Source organism: Trinickia diaoshuihuensis (assembly GCF_003390925.1).
In the GTDB taxonomy this organism is placed as follows: domain Bacteria; phylum Pseudomonadota; class Gammaproteobacteria; order Burkholderiales; family Burkholderiaceae; genus Trinickia; species Trinickia diaoshuihuensis.
This window is the reverse complement of sequence record NZ_QUBS01000084.1, coordinates 156,007-171,086: the sequence shown is the minus strand read 5'-3', so window position 1 is coordinate 171,086 and position 15,080 is coordinate 156,007. Positions and strand designations below refer to the sequence as shown.

Sequence of the window (15,080 nt, the reverse complement as noted above, 5' to 3'; positions counted from 1 at the left end):
GGCTGCTTACTGGGTCTTTTTCTGGATGAATTCGATCTTGTAACCGTCCGGGTCCTCGATGAAGGCGATGACCGTGGTGCCGTGCTTCATCGGCCCTGCCTCGCGCGTCACCTTGCCGCCTTGCGCCTTGATCTTGTCGCAGGCCGCGTACGCATCGTCGACTTCGATCGCGATATGCCCATACCCCGCGCCGAGATCGTAGGCCTTCGTGTCCCAGTTGTGCGTCAGCTCGATCACGGCTCCTTCGCTCTCATCGGTATAACCGACGAAGGCAAGCGTAAAACGTCCTTCGGGATAGTCTTGGCGGCGCAGCAGCTTCATGCCGAGCAACTCGGTGTAGAACTTCAAGGAGCGGTCGAGATCGCCGACTCGCAGCATCGTATGCAGCAATCGCATGGTGAACTCCGGTTTCGTCGAAAAAGAGCGAATCTACCAAGAAAGCGGTGAACCCGCTCGCCCTGCCGGCGGTGGGGTTACTTCCCGACTTCGCAGCGCACGCGCCGCCGTTTTGGTATGGTACGCAAGCGAGTGCGGCATGCACGCGTCCCGCCCCCACTTTCGACAAGCATTCAAATGAACACCGCAGCAGCAATCGCCAGGCCGGTCCCGGTGCGCCGCGCGCCCGACACGTTCGCCATCGCGCTGATGATCGTGCTATGCGCGATTTGGGGCCTTCAGCAAGTCGCGATCAAAACGGCGAACGGCGCGCTCGGCCCGATGCTGCAAGCGGGCTTGCGTTCGACGATCGCGGCGGTGCTGGTATGGGCTTGGGCGCGCGCACGCGGCACGCCGATGTTTCGGCGCGATGGAACGTTCGGAGCCGGATTGCTGGCCGGCGTGCTGTTCGCCGGAGAATTCGTCTGCATTTTCGCGGGCCTCACGCTCACGAGCGCCTCGCGGATGGCGGTCTTCCTTTATACCGCGCCGTGCTTCACGGCCCTCGGCTTGCATGCGTTCGTCGCCGGGGAACGGATGCGCCGCCTGCAGTGGTACGGCGTAATCCTGGCCTTCGCGGGAATCGCATTGGCCTTCGCCGACGGTTTCACGCGCTCGGTGCCGGGCACCTCGACGGTCGGCGGGTTGATCGGCGACGCCTTGGGTGTACTAGGCGGCATGATGTGGGCGTCGACGACGGTGGTCGTGCGCGCCACCTCGCTTTCGCACGCGAGCGCCAGTAAAACGCTCTTCTACCAGCTCGCGGTGTCGGCGGTGATTTTGCTCGCGCTTGCCTTCGCGCTCGGCGAACAGCGCCACGCCCAGTTCACGCCGCTCGCCTTGGCAAGCCTTGGCTATCAGGCCGTGGCGGTGGCGTTCGTCAGTTATTTGACCTGGTTCTGGCTACTCACGCGTTATACCGCATCCCGGCTTTCCGTTTTTTCGTTTCTCACACCGCTGTACGGCGTGGCGTTCGGCGTGCTGCTGCTGGGCGAATCCTTCGGCCTGCGCTTCGTACTGGCGGCGGCACTCGTGCTCGCCGGCATCGTGCTCGTGAACGCGCCGTCGCGGGCGGCGCCGGCCAAGTAGGCGCTACGCGGGGCGCGTGCCCAGCGTTTGCGCGACGCGCACGTATTCGTCGACGGGGACATCCTCGGCGCGCCGTGCCAAGTCGAAACCCATCCCCTCGAAATCGACCCGGTCGCGGTACGCGGCCAGCGTGTTGCGCAGCATCTTGCGCCGCTGCGAAAACGCCGCGGTTACGAGTTCGCCGAACACGGTCATATCGACGGGTGTCAACTCGCGCGGCGTGTACGGGATCATGCGCACGATCGCGGAATCGACTTTCGGCGGCGGCTGGAACGATTCGGGCGGCACGTCGAGTTGCTTGTCGATCGAGTACCGGTACTGCAGCATCACCGATAGCCTGCTAAACGCCTTCGTGCCGGGCTCGGCCACCATTCGCTCCACGACTTCGTTTTGCAACATGAAGTGCTGGTCGATGACGATCGGCGCGAACGACATCAGATGAAACAGCAGCGGGCTCGAAATGTTGTACGGCAGATTGCCGACGATCCGCAGCGTGGGCCGCTCGCGCGTATCGACGAGCGAGGCGAAGTCGAAAGCCAGTGCGTCGCCTTCATACAGCGCGAGCCGGTCGCCGAACTTTTCGCGCAGGCGCGCGATGAGATCGCGATCGAGTTCGACCGCATGCAGCGGCGCCTCGGGCGTCGCCAGGCGTTCGACCAGCGGCTCGGTCAACGCGCCGAGGCCGGGCCCGATCTCGACCATCCGCTGGCCGCGCTCGGGGCCGATCAGGGCGACGATCGAATCGATGATGCCGTGGTCGACGAGAAAATTCTGACCGAACCGCTTACGCGCGAAATGGCCTTGATGCTGTCTGCTGGTGGACATCGAAATCGTGAAAAAACCGAAAGGAACGAAAAACGCCGCACCCGCGGCCCGCGGCGCTCGATCAGCCGGCGCGCCGGTTGCGCGCCATCGTCACCGCCGTATCGATGGCGGCGATCATGCTGCCCGCATCGGCGCGGCCCGTGCCCGCAAGATCGAGGGCCGTGCCATGATCGACCGACGTACGGATGATCGGCAGCCCGAGCGTGATATTGACGCCCTCGCCGAACGTGGCGTACTTGAGCACCGGCAAGCCTTGATCGTGGAACATCGCGAGCACGCAATCGGCCTCTTCGAGATAACGGGGCTGGAAAAGCGTGTCGGCCGGATAGGGTCCGCGCGCGTCGATGCCGCGCTCGGCGGCCCGAGCGAGCGCCGGCGCGATGATGTCGATCTCTTCGCGCCCCAGGTAACCGTTCTCGCCGGCATGCGGGTTCAGCCCCGTGACCAAGATACGCGGCACCGGCAAGCCGAAATCGCGCCGCAAATCGTGGTCGATGATGGCGATCGTTTCGACGAGGCTGCCTATGTCGAGCGCACCCGGCACGTCCTTGAGCGGCAAATGGGTCGTGGCCAGCGCGACGCGCAACGGACGAGCCCCTGTGCCGGCCAGCATCATCACGACACGGGCCGTATGGGTACGCTGCGCCAGATATTCCGTATGTCCCGTGAACGGCACGCCCGCATCGTTGATCGTGCTCTTTTGCAGCGGTGCGGTAACGATGGCGTCGAACGCGCCGCTTAGCGCGCCGTCGATGGCGTCGTCGAGCAGGCCGAGGACATAACGGCCGTTCGCGGCGTCGAGCCGGCCCGGGCGCGACGGTGCCGCGAGCGACCGGTGCCCGAGGCCGATGTGCCCGGCCGCAACGAGCGCGGCCCAATCCACGCCGACGGCACCCGCGCGTGCAGCGACGAGCGCCGCATCGCCGAGCACCGTGAAGTGCACGCCCGGCCAGCGCGCCGCCGCACCGGCGAGCGCCGCCGCCGTCAACTCCGGTCCCACACCGGCCGGTTCGCCGGTGGTGATCGCGATATTCAGCGGGGCGGCGGTGGCGGCGTTCGTCATCGTCTAAGGTCTATCGGCTCACTGCTGCGCGAGCGGCGCGGCAATCTTGTATTGCACGTACGCCGAGTCGCGCAATTGACGCAACCAGTCGGAATAGGCCTGCTCCGCCTTACGTTGACCGATCGCCTGACGCGCCAGATCCATCTGCTGCTGAACCGAGCCTTCCGCCTCGCGCCGGCCTTCCACTTGAATCAAGTGGTAGCCGTATTCGCTGCGCACGGGCTCGCTGATCTCGCCGTCCTTCAGCTCGTTCATGGCGCGCTCGAACTCGGGTACCGTTTCACCGGGGCTGATCCAGCCCAGGTCGCCGCCTTGCGATGACGAGCCGTCTTGCGAATACGTACGCGCGAACTGCGCGAAGTCGCCGCCCGCCTCGATCTGCCGGCGGATATCGAGCAGCTTTTGCCGCGCGGCCGCCTCCGATTGGCCGTCGCCGACGCGAAGCAGAATGTGCCGCACATGGGTTTGCACGAGCTTGGGCGCGTCGGCCGCCGAGCCGCCGATACCGATCCGCCGATCGACGAGGCGCACGATTTCGAAGCCGTCGTCGGTACGCACCAGGTCGCCGGCGATTTCGCCGGGACGCAGTTGCGACACGGCTTTCACGAGTGCGTCAGGCAGATTGCCCGGGGCCTTGAAGCCCAAATCGCCGCCTTGCTTGGCGTCCGGCGCTTGCGAGTTGTCCTTCGCGAGCGACTCGAATTTGCCGCCGGTCTTGGCCTGCTGCAACAGCGCCTCGGCCTTCTTTTGCGCGGCGGCCACCACCTCGGGCGCCGCGTCGGCCGGGGCCTTCACGAGAATATGCTCGATGCGCAGGTCCTGCTGCGCTCGCGCGCCCGGTCCGCGCTGGCTTGCGATGTAGTTGGCTACTTCGGCGTCGGACACCGTCACCTTGCTGTCGACCTCTTTCTCGCGCAGCTTCGAGAGCGTCAGCTCGTTGCGGGCATCGCGCGTGAACACCGACCACGGCACGCCTTGCGCCTCGATCCGCGAGCGATAGACGTCGAGCGGCAGATTGTTCGCGGCCGCCAGGCGCTGCAGCGTCTTTTGGATGTCCGCGTCGCTCACGACGATGCCGTCATCCTTCGCCTTCTCGATCTGAATACGCTCGAGCACCATTTGCTCCAACACTTGCGAGCGCAACTGGTCCTGCGGCGGGATCGGCGCGTGCTGCTGCTCGAGCCGCCGTGCGATGAGCCCGGCACGCTCGTCGAGTTCCCGAACGGTGATGACGTCGTCGTTGACGACGGCGGCGACGGAGTCGACCGTTTGGCCGGTCTGTTTTGCGCTCAACGCCTGCGCCGCGGCCGGGGTTGCCGGCGCAAGAGCGGCGGCGGCCAACGAGGCCGCAAGCGTTGCCAAGCGAAGCTTATTCACGATTGCCACAAATGCTCCAAATATCTTGGGCCGCTTTTCGCGCCCCTTTTTTTCGCGCTCGAGCCGGAGAGCCCAACGCGTTGTCCGCCTGCTCGCCCGTCACTCGTAATTCGTGAACCGCGCCAACGGCGGCGGCGCAGGCGGAGGCGGCTGATAGCCCGCCACGCCGGCGCGGAACGCCCCCACGAGCCCGTTGTCGACGTTCGAAAAGCCCTTGAGCGTCAACTGCGCGAGCACACGGGTGGACGAAGTGTACTGCCCCGAGGAACTGATACCGTTCGCGAAGCGCTGCGCGCCGATGCCGAGGACCCAGCAATCGGCATCGTACTGGAAGCCGAGCAGGCCGTCGACGACACGGTGCCCCGACAGATCGTAGTTGAGCCGGCCGACGGCGTACAACCGATGAGTGATCGGCCACTCGGACGAGATCAACACCTGGTTGATCGGCTGATTGCTCAAAAGCTTGTTGGCGCGCGTATACCGGTAAGCCACGTTGACGACCTTGCGATCGTCCGGGCTGTACCCGAAGCCGACGCTCGCGCGCACGAGCTGATCGTCGTCCGCATTATATTGGAACGCGGTTTCCGACGAAAAACCGGCGCCTAGCTTCAGCGAAGCCCCGGCGAGCAGGTCGGAATGACCTGTCGGCGGGGTAGGCGTGGACGAATCGAGCGTGATGCGTTGATCGGTGAAGTAATACTGCTGCGCGATGACGAAGCGCGCACGTTCGTCGCCCGTCGCCGGGTTGATGAAGCGGGTGGTGAGCGCGGCCGTCAGACGGTTTGCGTCCGCGATGCGGTCGTTGCCGACGAACGTATTCGGCGTGAAGATCTCGGCCAGGCCGAAATCCGATTCGGCCGTATCGAACAGCGGCGCGAACGACTGGTCGTGATACGGCGTGTAGACGTAGTACAGGCGCGGTTCGAGCGTCTGAATATAGTCGTCGCCGAACAAGCGCATCGAGCGGTCGAAGACGAGGCCGGTATCGAAACTGAACGTCGGGATCGATTCCGTGAACGACTTCGGTTGGCCCGCGGGCGCCGTACTCGAGACATTGCTCAGATCGTACGACGCGAAGTGCCACTGCACCTTCGGCACGACGAAATAACCCGGCCCGATGATCCCGTACGACACGTACGGGTTGAACATCACCCGATCGCCCTCGATCGCATCCGCCGACGTAATGCGGAAGCGCGTGTAGTCGGCCTCGGCGCCGAAGTCGAACCCGCCGACGTTGTATCGCGTGTACTTGACGTTCAACTGCGGTTCGCGGCCATAGGGCGGCGCCGAGCCCTGCAGCGTTTGCCAGTGCTGCTCGCGTGCAAGCACCGACCAAGGACCGTTCGAATAGGTCAGGCCGGCTTCCTGTTGGAATAGCAATTGCGTGCCGATCAGGAACTGATTGGTCGCGGTGGCCAGGTCTTGCGGGTACGTGTTGTCCGAGACGCGGTTGTACGACAAGTACGCGCCGAACCCATGACCCAGGTCCTGGGCGTGCTGCCAGTAAATCGCGTACCGGTTCTCATGCTTGAGCGCATCGTTCGGCAGGAATTCCGCGGTCAACGAGCCCGCATAGCTCGGCGACAAATAGCGGAACATCGCCTGCGTTTGCACCCCGCGTTTCGAGATGATGCGCGGCGTCAGCGTCAAATCGCGATTGGGTGCGATATTGAAGTAGTACGGCAGCGAGACTTCGAAGCCGTTCGTCGAGCCCATCGAAAACTGCGGCGGCAGCAGGCCGCTGCGGCGATCGCCGTTTAGCGGAAACGACAGCCAAGGGCTCGCGAAGATCGGCACGCCCTGGAAAAACAGCACGCCGTTGTGCGCCACGCCTTGTTCCGCGCCCGTGTCGAAGTCAAACCGGCTGCCGCGGATGTACCACGACGGATCGGCGCACTGGCAACCCGTATAGGTGCCACTCGTGAACACGGAGCGCTCGCTGTCCAGCAGATCGACCCGCTCGGCGCTCCCCGAGCCGCCGTTCGAGTTGAAATGGTACTTCGGCTCCGGCATATAGCCTTGGCTCGCCTCGACCTTCAAATGCGCTTCGGGCCCCGCGAACAATACGCCGTTTTCGATCACGCGCACGTTCCCGTACGCGTCGGCCATATCGGTGTCTTCGTCGTAATGAAACGCGTCGGCCTTGACGACGGCGACGTTACGCCGAAGTTCGGCCGAGCCCTTGACCGCCACGCCGCGGTCGGACGTGCCGTTCGCCGCGTCGCCCGTCACGAACGTGGCCGGCGCGCTGCCCGGCTTCAACGGGTGTTCTTGAAGCTGCGGGTCGAGCCGCAGGCCCCATGGCGCATCGATCGGCTGCGGCTGCGCGGCCGCGCCGGTCAGTTGGGCATGCGAGATAGAGGGCATGATGCCCGGCACGGCGATCAATGCCGCGGCGAGCCGCCTCATGCGCGGCAGCGTCTCGCCGGGAAAATTCGTGAAAAAGGGCTGTCTGGGCGGCATCTATGGTTTGGCGAATCGGCTCGGCGGCAGGCTTTGCGCCCGTCGCACGTTATCCATCCCGGGCGCGATCAAGCGGCGTGTCGCGGCACGGGCCGGCAACACACACGCATAGGCGCGCGAGGCGAGCGGTCGAACGCAGCCGTGCGAAAGCCGACACGGGAACAGGGCGCAACGTAAAAAGTCGTCGGGTATTATATGGCAAGACGTTTTGCCCTCAGTTGACACAATGACCGATTCCCCCGCCGATACCCGGCGCGACGCCCTCGCCGCCTGGCTCGGCACGTTCGCGCACCGCTACGGCCTCGAGCTGCAAACGCTCGAGCCCGCCTCCGCCGATGCCAGCTTTCGCCGCTATTTCCGGCTTGGGAGCGCGCCCGAGCACGGCGCCTCGCTGATCGCCGTCGATGCCCCGCCGCCCGAAAAGTGCCGCGAGTTCGCGCAAATCGCCGAGATGCTGGCCGAGGCGGGCTTGCACGCGCCGCGCGTGCTCGAGAGCGATCTCGATGCCGGCTTCATGCTGGTCACCGATCTCGGCACGCGCACCTACATCGCCGAAATGGATCCGAGCGATACCATGCGCGCGAAGCCGCTCATGCGCGACGCGATCGGCGCGCTGATCCGCTGGCAAGCGAGTTCGCGCGAAGGCGTGCTGCCGCCGTTCGACGAAGCGTTCCTGCGGCGCGAGATGGAGCTCATGCCCGAGTGGTACATCACGCGCCATCTGGGCCGCGAGGTCGACGACACCACGCGCGGCGTGCTCGACCGCACCTATGCGCTGCTCATCGCCAGCGCCCGGCCGCAACCGCAAGTGTTCATGCTGCGCGATTTCATGCCGCGCAACTTAATGATCTGCGAACCCAATCCGGGCGTCCTCGATTTTCAAGACGCGGTTTTCGGGCCCATCACTTATGACGTCGCCTCGCTGCTGCGCGATGCGTTCATCAGTTGGGACGAGGAGTTCGAACTCGATTGCTTCGCCTACTACTGGGAACGCGCGAAGAAGGCGGGCCTGCCTGTCGATCCCGATTTCGGCGAGTTCTACCGGCAAATCGAATGGATGGGGCTGCAGCGGCACATCAAGATTCTCGGCTTGTTCGCGCGTCTTCACTATCGCGACGGCAAGGCGCGCTATCTGAGCGACTTGCCCCGCTTCATCGGTTACGCGCGCAAGGTTGCGCAACGCTACCGGCCGCTCACGCCGTTCGCGCGATTGCTCGACGAGCTCGACAATCGCTCGACGGAAGTCGGCTACACGTTCTGACAGGGCGCACGCGCGATGGCACACAGGCTCACGACGGCCATGATCTTTGCCGCCGGCCGCGGCGAGCGGATGCGTCCGCTCACCGACACGCGGCCCAAGCCGCTGCTCGAGGTAGGCGGCAAACCGCTGATCGTCTGGCAGATCGAGCGTCTCGCGCAAGCGGGCATCACGACGATCGTCATCAACCATGCTTGGCTCGGCGAACAAATCGAGCAAACGCTCGGCGACGGCGCGCGCCACGGCGTGCGGCTGCTCTATTCCGCCGAACGCGAGGCGCTGGAGACGGCGGGCGGCATCGCGCAAGCACGCGCACTGCTCGAACAGGATGGGATGCCGTGCGTATTCGCGGGCGTCGCCGGCGACGTGTTCTGCGAGTTCGACTACTCGCGGCTGCACGAGCGCGCCGCGCGTATGGCCACGGCCGCCGAGCCGGGCATGCACCTCGTCATGGTGCCGAACCCGCCGTTTCATCCGAAAGGCGATTTCGTGCTCGATCGGGCTGGCGCGCTTTCGCTCGAAGGCACCGCGCGTTACACGTTCGGCAGCATCGGGATCTACGACACCCGCATGTTCCACACGCTCGCGCCGGGCGCGCGCCGGGCGCTAACCCCCTACTACCGCGACACGATCCGCGCCGGGCGCGCGACCGGCGAGCTTTACGAAGGCCTTTGGGAAAACGTCGGCACGCCTGCCCAATTGCATGCGCTCGACGCCATGCTACGCGAGGGCGGCCAGGGCCGGTAACGCCCTCCGCTCAAACGCCTTCGCCATGCACGCGTTCGCGCGAAGCGGCGCGCTGTTGCAGTGCCCACATTTGCGCGAAGGCGCCGCCCGCGTCCAGCAGTTCGGCATGCGTGCCTCGTTCGACGATGCGGCCGTGATCCATGACGATGATTTGTTCGGCGTGGACGACCGTGGAAAGCCGATGCGCGATGACGAGCGTCGTGCGGCCGCGCGCGATCTGATCGAGTTCTTGCTGGATCGCGCGCTCGGAATGGGAATCGAGCGCCGAGGTCGCCTCGTCGAAAATCAGGATGGGCGGGTCCTTGAGCAGCGTGCGGGCAATCGCGACGCGCTGCTTTTCGCCGCCCGAGAGCTTGAGCCCGCGTTCGCCGACAGGCGTGTCATAGCCCTTGGGCAAACCCTCGATGAAATCGTGGATATGCGCCGCGCGCGCGGCGGCGATCACTTGCTCGCGCGTCGCCTCGGGGCGCCCATAGGCGATGTTGTAGTAGATCGTATCGTTGAAGAGCACGGTGTCTTGCGGCACGATGCCGATCGAGGCGCGCAGCGAATCTTGGGTCACGTCCCGAATGTCCTGACCGTCGATCGTAATCGCGCCACCGGCTTCCCGATCGAGGTCGTAAAAGCGAAACAACAGCCGCGCCAGCGTCGATTTGCCCGAGCCGCTCGGCCCCACCACGGCGGTCGTCGTGCCGGCCGCGATAGAAAACGAAACGTCTTGCAAAATGACGCGCGAACGCTCGTAACCGAAGCGCACGCGCTCGAACCGCACTTCGCCGCCGCGGATCGCAAGCGGCGGCGCCCCCGGCGCATCGGGCACTTCGCGCGCGGCGCCGAGCAGCGTGAACATACGATCCATGTCGGTCAAGCTCTGCTTCAATTCTCGATAAATCACGCCGAGGAAGTTCAGCGGAATATAGAGCTGCAACATGAACGTGTTGACGAGCACGAGGTCGCCGAGCGTGAGCCGGCCCGCCATGACGCCTTGCGTCGCGCGCCAAAGGATGAACACGAGCCCCGTGCCGATGATCGCTTGCTGCCCGAAATTGAGTAGCGACAACGAGTTTTGCGATCGAATCGCGGCGGCCCGGTAGCGCTTCAGGTTTTCGTCGTAGCGCCGCGCTTCCCACTCTTCGTTGCCGAAGTACTTGACCGTCTCGTAGTTGAGCAGCGAATCGATCGCACGTGCGTTCGCGCGCGAATCGAGTTCGTTCATGGTCCGCCGAAAATGCGTGCGCCATTCGGTGACCTTCACCGTGAATACGATGTAGATCACCAATGCCGCGAACGCGACGAGCGCGTAATAGGCCTCGTATTTGACGATGAAAAAGCCGAGCACGAGCGCCACTTCGACCAGCGTGGGCAAAATGCTGTAGAGCGAGTACGAGATCAACTGCGAAATGCCGCGCGTACCGCGCTCGATATCGCGCGACATGCCGCCTGTTTGCCGATCCAAGTGAAAGCGCAGCGACAGCGAATGCAGATGGCGAAACACCTTGAGCGCGATTTGACGCACCGCGCTCTCCGTCACCTTCGAGAACAAAATTTCGCGTAACTCGGTGAACAGGGACGTCGATAGCCGCACGAGCGCATACGCGATGACGAGCATGCCCATGCCGCCCGCCAGCACGATCGCCGGCTCGTGCTCGGCGCGCCCGAGCGCCGTCAATTGGCGCATGGAAGCCAAGCCGTCGACGATATGCTTCATCACGATCGGCACGCCGAGATTGGCGAGCTTCGCGCCGAGCAGGCACGACAGCGCCAGCGCGACACGCCACTTGTAATCGGCGAGGTAAGGCAGCAACGAGCGAATCGTCTGCCAGTCGCGGCGTGCCCCGCCTGGCGTGGCGGCGGGCGCGGGTTCTGTCGATGAGCTATAGCGGCGCATGAGTGCAATTACCCGTACAATTTCGAGGGCCGGCCTGATGATGCCGGGTATTGTCGCAGGCTCGGCCCATTGTTGCAGAACAGGTAACTTCGATGACTATCTCCCCCCCGCTGCTTCCCCAGAAAAACTGTGCCCTGCGCGTCGTGCCGCAGCCGTCCGACGCCAACGTTCACGGCGACGTGTTCGGCGGCTGGATCATGGCCCAAGTCGACATCGCCGGCTCGATTCCCGCCAGCCGCCGCGCCAACGGCCGCGTCGCGACCATCGCCGTCAATTCGTTCGTCTTCAAGCAGCCCGTATTCGTGGGCGACCTGCTCAGTTTCTACGCCGACATCGTGAAAACGGGAACGACTTCGATCACCGTCTCGGTCGAAGTGTTCGCTCAGCGCATGAGCCTCACGGAAGAGCTCGTCAAGGTCACGGAGGCCACGCTCACCTATGTCGCCACCGACCACGACCGCCGTCCGCGCAAGCTGCCCGACGTGAGCTGACGCACGGCCCGCGAAGTGGGCGGCGTATGTGCCCGCTTCGCGTTCAGTGCGTGAGCGCGTCGGCCTCTTCCGTGCCCCCGGCGCGTGCTCGTTGCAGCAGAGCGGGAATCGCGTCGTGCGGCAGTGGCCGCGCGAAGAAATAGCCCTGCATCTCCGTGCAGGCGCGCTCCCTCAAAAAGTCGAGCTGCGCCGCCGTTTCGACGCCTTCGGCGATGACCTGCAATTGCAGCGAATGGGCCAGCGCGATGATGGCGGACGTGATCGTTTCGTCGTCGCTCGACGCACCGATGTCCGATACGAACGAGCGATCTATCTTCAGACGATCGACGGGGAAACGTTTCAAGTAACTCAGGCTCGAGTAGCCGGTGCCGAAGTCGTCGATGGCCAGACCGATGCCCAGCGCGTGCAGCTCGGCGAGCATGGTCACGGCTTCCTCGGCGTTGCGCATGATCGTGCTTTCGGTCAGTTCGAGTTCGAGGTACTGCGGCGCGAGGCCCGTTTCCTCGAGGATCGACATCACGAGTTTGGCGATGTCGCGCTGCTGAAACTGCCGCGCCGACAAGTTCACCGACACGCGCGCGGGCGGCAACCCCTCGTCTTGCCACGCCTTGTTTTGGCGGCACGCCTCGCGCAAGACCCATTCCGACAGCGGCCCGATCAGCCCGCTTTCCTCCGCGACCGGAATGAACGCCGACGGCGGCACGAGCCCCACTTCGGGATCGAGCCAACGCACGAGCGCCTCCATCCCGACGATCTGTCCTGATTGGATATCGACCTGCGGCTGGTAGTGCAGCAAGAACTCGCCGTCGCGCAATGCGCGGCGCAAGCGCCGCTCGAGATTGAGCCGGGCGCCGACGCTCGTATTCATCTCGGGCTGGTAGAACTGGAACGTATTGCGCCCCATGTCCTTGGCGCGGTACATCGCCAGATCGGCCTTCTTGAGCAGCGTTTCGACGTCCTCGCCGTCTTGCGGATACAAACTCGCGCCCATACTGCAGCCTACGTACAACTCTGTTCCGTCGAGCAGCACCGGCTCCGAGATCGTCGCGCGCACGCGTTCCATCCAGCCGATCAGCGTTTTTTCGTCGACGGCATCGGTCAGCACGATCACGAACTCGTCGCCGCCATGGCGCGCGACCGTATCGCTCGGCCGCGCGCTGCGGGCCAGACGCTCGGCCACGACGCCCAGCAGGCGGTCGCCCACGCTATGGCCGAGGCTGTCGTTGACGTTCTTGAAGCCGTCCAGGTCGATGAAGACGACGGCAAGCGGCTTGCCGCGCGCAATCGCCTGGTCGAGCCGCTCGCGCAGCAGGTTGCGGTTCGGCAGCCGCGTGAGACCGTCGTAGTTCGCTTGATACTCGAGCTGCTCTTGGTAGCGGATCAAGTCGGTTACGTCGTTGATGACGCCGATATGGTGCGAGGTGTTGCCGTCCGGATCGGGCACCGGCGCGATGAATAGCTGATTCCAGAACAGCGCCCCGTCCTTGCGGTAGTTGCGCAAGACGGCACTCACCTCGCGATTCGCGGCCAGTCCCTCGCGAATGGCGACCAGCCCTTCTTGATCGCGGTCGTCGCGCTGTAGAAAGCGGCAGTCCTGGCCGACGATTTCGGCCGGATCGTAACCGGTGATGCGCTTGAACGCGGGGTTCGCGTATTCGATGACGTGGCCGCCGCCGGATGCCGCCGTGATCAAAATCGCGTTGACGCTCGCATCGAGCGCCCGGCTCTGCAAGCGCAATGCGAGATCGGATCGCTTGCGATCGGTCACGTCGGTATAGGAGCCGAGCACGCCGATCACGGTACCGTCTCCGTTCGTCAGCGGAATCTTGCTCGTGATACCGGCCCGATGCACCCCGTCGATCAGCGTTTCGAACTCGTAGTTCATCTTCGGCACGCCCGTATGCATCACCTCGAGATCGGCGCGGCGCAGGGCCTCGGCCAGCTCGCCCCACGGCATATCCTCGTCGGTCTTGCCGATGACCTGCTCCGTGTAGGCCAGCCCGGCGTCGCGCGCGAATGCCATGTTGCAGCCGAGATAGCGCGAATCGCGATCCTTCCAGAAAATGCGCTGAGGGATGTTGTCGATCACGGTCTCGAGCATCTGATTGGAGCGTTGGGCCTCGGCTTCGACCTTGATCTGCTCCGTCACGTCGTCGGCGAGCACGAATACCGCGGGCCGGCCCATAAAGGTCAGCGCGTGATTGGTGATGTCGGCGCTCAATTGCGTGCCGTCGCGGCGGCGTTGCCGCCACACGCCTGCCGACACCCGGCCGCGCCGCGGCGCCGCATGACCGCGCACGAGGGACGACTCGAGCCGGGCAATTTCCTCGGGCGAGTACAAATCGCGAATCGTCATTCCGAAGAACTCGCCTTCGCCGTAACCGTACTGCTCGACGGCCGCCGCATTAACCGCGAGAAAACCCAACGTTTCCCGGTCGTATATCCACATAGGCACGGGGTGCGCATCGAACAACTCGCGAAAGCGCTGATCGCTGCGCCGCATGGCGCGCGCCACGCGGATCTTCGCGCGGGCGGCGCTCTCGCGCACGCCGAAGGTATAGATCAGCATGCCGCAACCCGCCACCATCGTGACGATAAGCAGCAGCGTGGCCAGGCGCGTCGAATGCTCCGAGGCCGACAAAGACGACTCCAACGCCTCATCCTCGCGCTCGCGCAGCTTCGCGATCGAGGCGTCCACGACATCGAGGGCCGAACCGGCCTGCATATAAACGGGCACGACCCAGGCACGCTCGGCGGCGCCCGCGGCCGGCTCGCTTGCCCCTGCCGCTGCCGCCGTTTGCCCGCCTTGCCCCGTCTGCCGCGCCGCGCGAACGAGCGCGGCGTGCGTCTGCGCCTCCACATTGTCCGCCAGCGTCAGCAGGGCTTCCAGGTCGCCCCGCATCGCCGCGTCGTCGGCCAGCGCCTGGCGCAAACGCGCTTTGCCGTTCGCGAGCGCGATCTCGCGCTCGCGCACCAACGCGTCGCCGACCGGTTCGCCCGAGCGCAGGAAACGCCCAAGTGCCGCGAGGCCGGAGCCCAGCGTGGCCCGGTATGCGTCGAGGTCGCGCTTCACGCTCATCGAGCGCACCGTGCGCGAATCGGTCGCCCGCTCACCGCGGATCTGCCCGTAGGCGACGAACGCGTTTGCGCCGATCACAGCCGCGACGACCGCGACATTGATCAGCAGCCGTTTCGATAAAAAGGAACGCATTGGATGTCGAAAGCCGGTCGATTCTAGTGCCCAGGGCCGAGCGTTCCCGCGTTTCAGGGCACTCAGGGTGGGGCGGCGCGGCGAGGGAGTGCTACGCGCCCGTCCGATCCTTCTCGCTGGGATCGATGCGAGCCTTTCCGTGCCATCTCATGGATAACGGCAGCGTTTAGCGCGGGTTGAGGGCGGAGCGATAAAAATTTTCGGGCCGCGCGCCGGGGGCGGGAAGAGGCGCT

General features: G+C 64.8%; 11 protein-coding genes. 4 read left to right on the top strand and 7 right to left on the bottom strand.

Features of this window, described 5'->3' with window-relative positions; genetic code table 11:
• Nucleotides 1–6 precede the first annotated feature (6 nt).
• Nucleotides 7–396: a lactoylglutathione lyase gene (gene gloA / locus DXT59_RS22730; protein WP_116139363.1), complete on the bottom strand. Its 390-nt coding sequence runs from the start codon at nucleotides 394–396 to the stop codon at nucleotides 7–9.
• A 177-nt stretch (nucleotides 397–573) separates the two neighbouring features.
• Here gloA and DXT59_RS22725 point away from each other — a divergent pair, with 177 nt between their 5' ends.
• Nucleotides 574–1,524: a DMT family transporter gene (locus DXT59_RS22725; protein WP_116139361.1), complete on the top strand. Its 951-nt coding sequence runs from the start codon at nucleotides 574–576 to the stop codon at nucleotides 1,522–1,524.
• A gap of 3 nt (nucleotides 1,525–1,527) precedes the next feature.
• On the opposite strand, the gene rsmA is transcribed toward DXT59_RS22725, so the two are convergent.
• The 4 genes from rsmA to DXT59_RS22705 form a co-directional block, all read right to left on the bottom strand.
• Nucleotides 1,528–2,349 (bottom strand): 16S rRNA (adenine(1518)-N(6)/adenine(1519)-N(6))-dimethyltransferase RsmA, encoded by an 822-nt coding sequence (gene rsmA / locus DXT59_RS22720; RefSeq protein WP_116139359.1) that lies wholly within the window; start codon nucleotides 2,347–2,349, stop codon nucleotides 1,528–1,530.
• A 61-nt stretch (nucleotides 2,350–2,410) separates the two neighbouring features.
• On the bottom strand, nucleotides 2,411–3,412 hold the full coding sequence (pdxA, locus tag DXT59_RS22715; protein WP_116139357.1) for a 4-hydroxythreonine-4-phosphate dehydrogenase PdxA: 1,002 nt from the start codon (nucleotides 3,410–3,412) through the stop codon (nucleotides 2,411–2,413).
• Nucleotides 3,413–3,430: 18 nt separating this feature from the next.
• Nucleotides 3,431–4,798, bottom strand: a complete 1,368-nt coding sequence (locus tag DXT59_RS22710) for a peptidylprolyl isomerase (protein ID WP_116139355.1) — start codon at nucleotides 4,796–4,798, stop codon at nucleotides 3,431–3,433.
• Nucleotides 4,799–4,888: 90 nt separating this feature from the next.
• Nucleotides 4,889–7,252, bottom strand: a complete 2,364-nt coding sequence (locus tag DXT59_RS22705) for an LPS-assembly protein LptD (RefSeq protein WP_116139353.1) — start codon at nucleotides 7,250–7,252, stop codon at nucleotides 4,889–4,891.
• Between the two features lie 226 nt (nucleotides 7,253–7,478).
• Here DXT59_RS22705 and DXT59_RS22700 point away from each other — a divergent pair, with 226 nt between their 5' ends.
• The gene (locus DXT59_RS22700; RefSeq protein ID WP_116139351.1) at nucleotides 7,479–8,513 is read left to right on the top strand and encodes an aminoglycoside phosphotransferase family protein; all 1,035 of its coding nucleotides are present in this window, start codon (nucleotides 7,479–7,481) and stop codon (nucleotides 8,511–8,513) included.
• A 15-nt stretch (nucleotides 8,514–8,528) separates the two neighbouring features.
• Entirely contained in the window at nucleotides 8,529–9,257 is a 729-nt protein-coding gene (gene murU, locus DXT59_RS22695) for an N-acetylmuramate alpha-1-phosphate uridylyltransferase MurU (protein WP_116139349.1), read from the top strand.
• A gap of 10 nt (nucleotides 9,258–9,267) precedes the next feature.
• On the opposite strand, the gene DXT59_RS22690 is transcribed toward murU, so the two are convergent.
• The gene (locus DXT59_RS22690; protein ID WP_116139347.1) at nucleotides 9,268–11,145 is read right to left on the bottom strand and encodes an ABCB family ABC transporter ATP-binding protein/permease; all 1,878 of its coding nucleotides are present in this window, start codon (nucleotides 11,143–11,145) and stop codon (nucleotides 9,268–9,270) included.
• A 92-nt stretch (nucleotides 11,146–11,237) separates the two neighbouring features.
• On the opposite strand from DXT59_RS22690, the gene DXT59_RS22685 reads away from it, so the two are divergent.
• Nucleotides 11,238–11,636: an acyl-CoA thioesterase gene (locus tag DXT59_RS22685; RefSeq protein WP_116139345.1), complete on the top strand. Its 399-nt coding sequence runs from the start codon at nucleotides 11,238–11,240 to the stop codon at nucleotides 11,634–11,636.
• A gap of 43 nt (nucleotides 11,637–11,679) precedes the next feature.
• On the opposite strand, the gene DXT59_RS22680 is transcribed toward DXT59_RS22685, so the two are convergent.
• Nucleotides 11,680–14,847: a sensor domain-containing protein gene (locus DXT59_RS22680; RefSeq protein WP_116139343.1), complete on the bottom strand. Its 3,168-nt coding sequence runs from the start codon at nucleotides 14,845–14,847 to the stop codon at nucleotides 11,680–11,682.
• Between the last annotated feature and the right edge of the window lie 233 nt (nucleotides 14,848–15,080).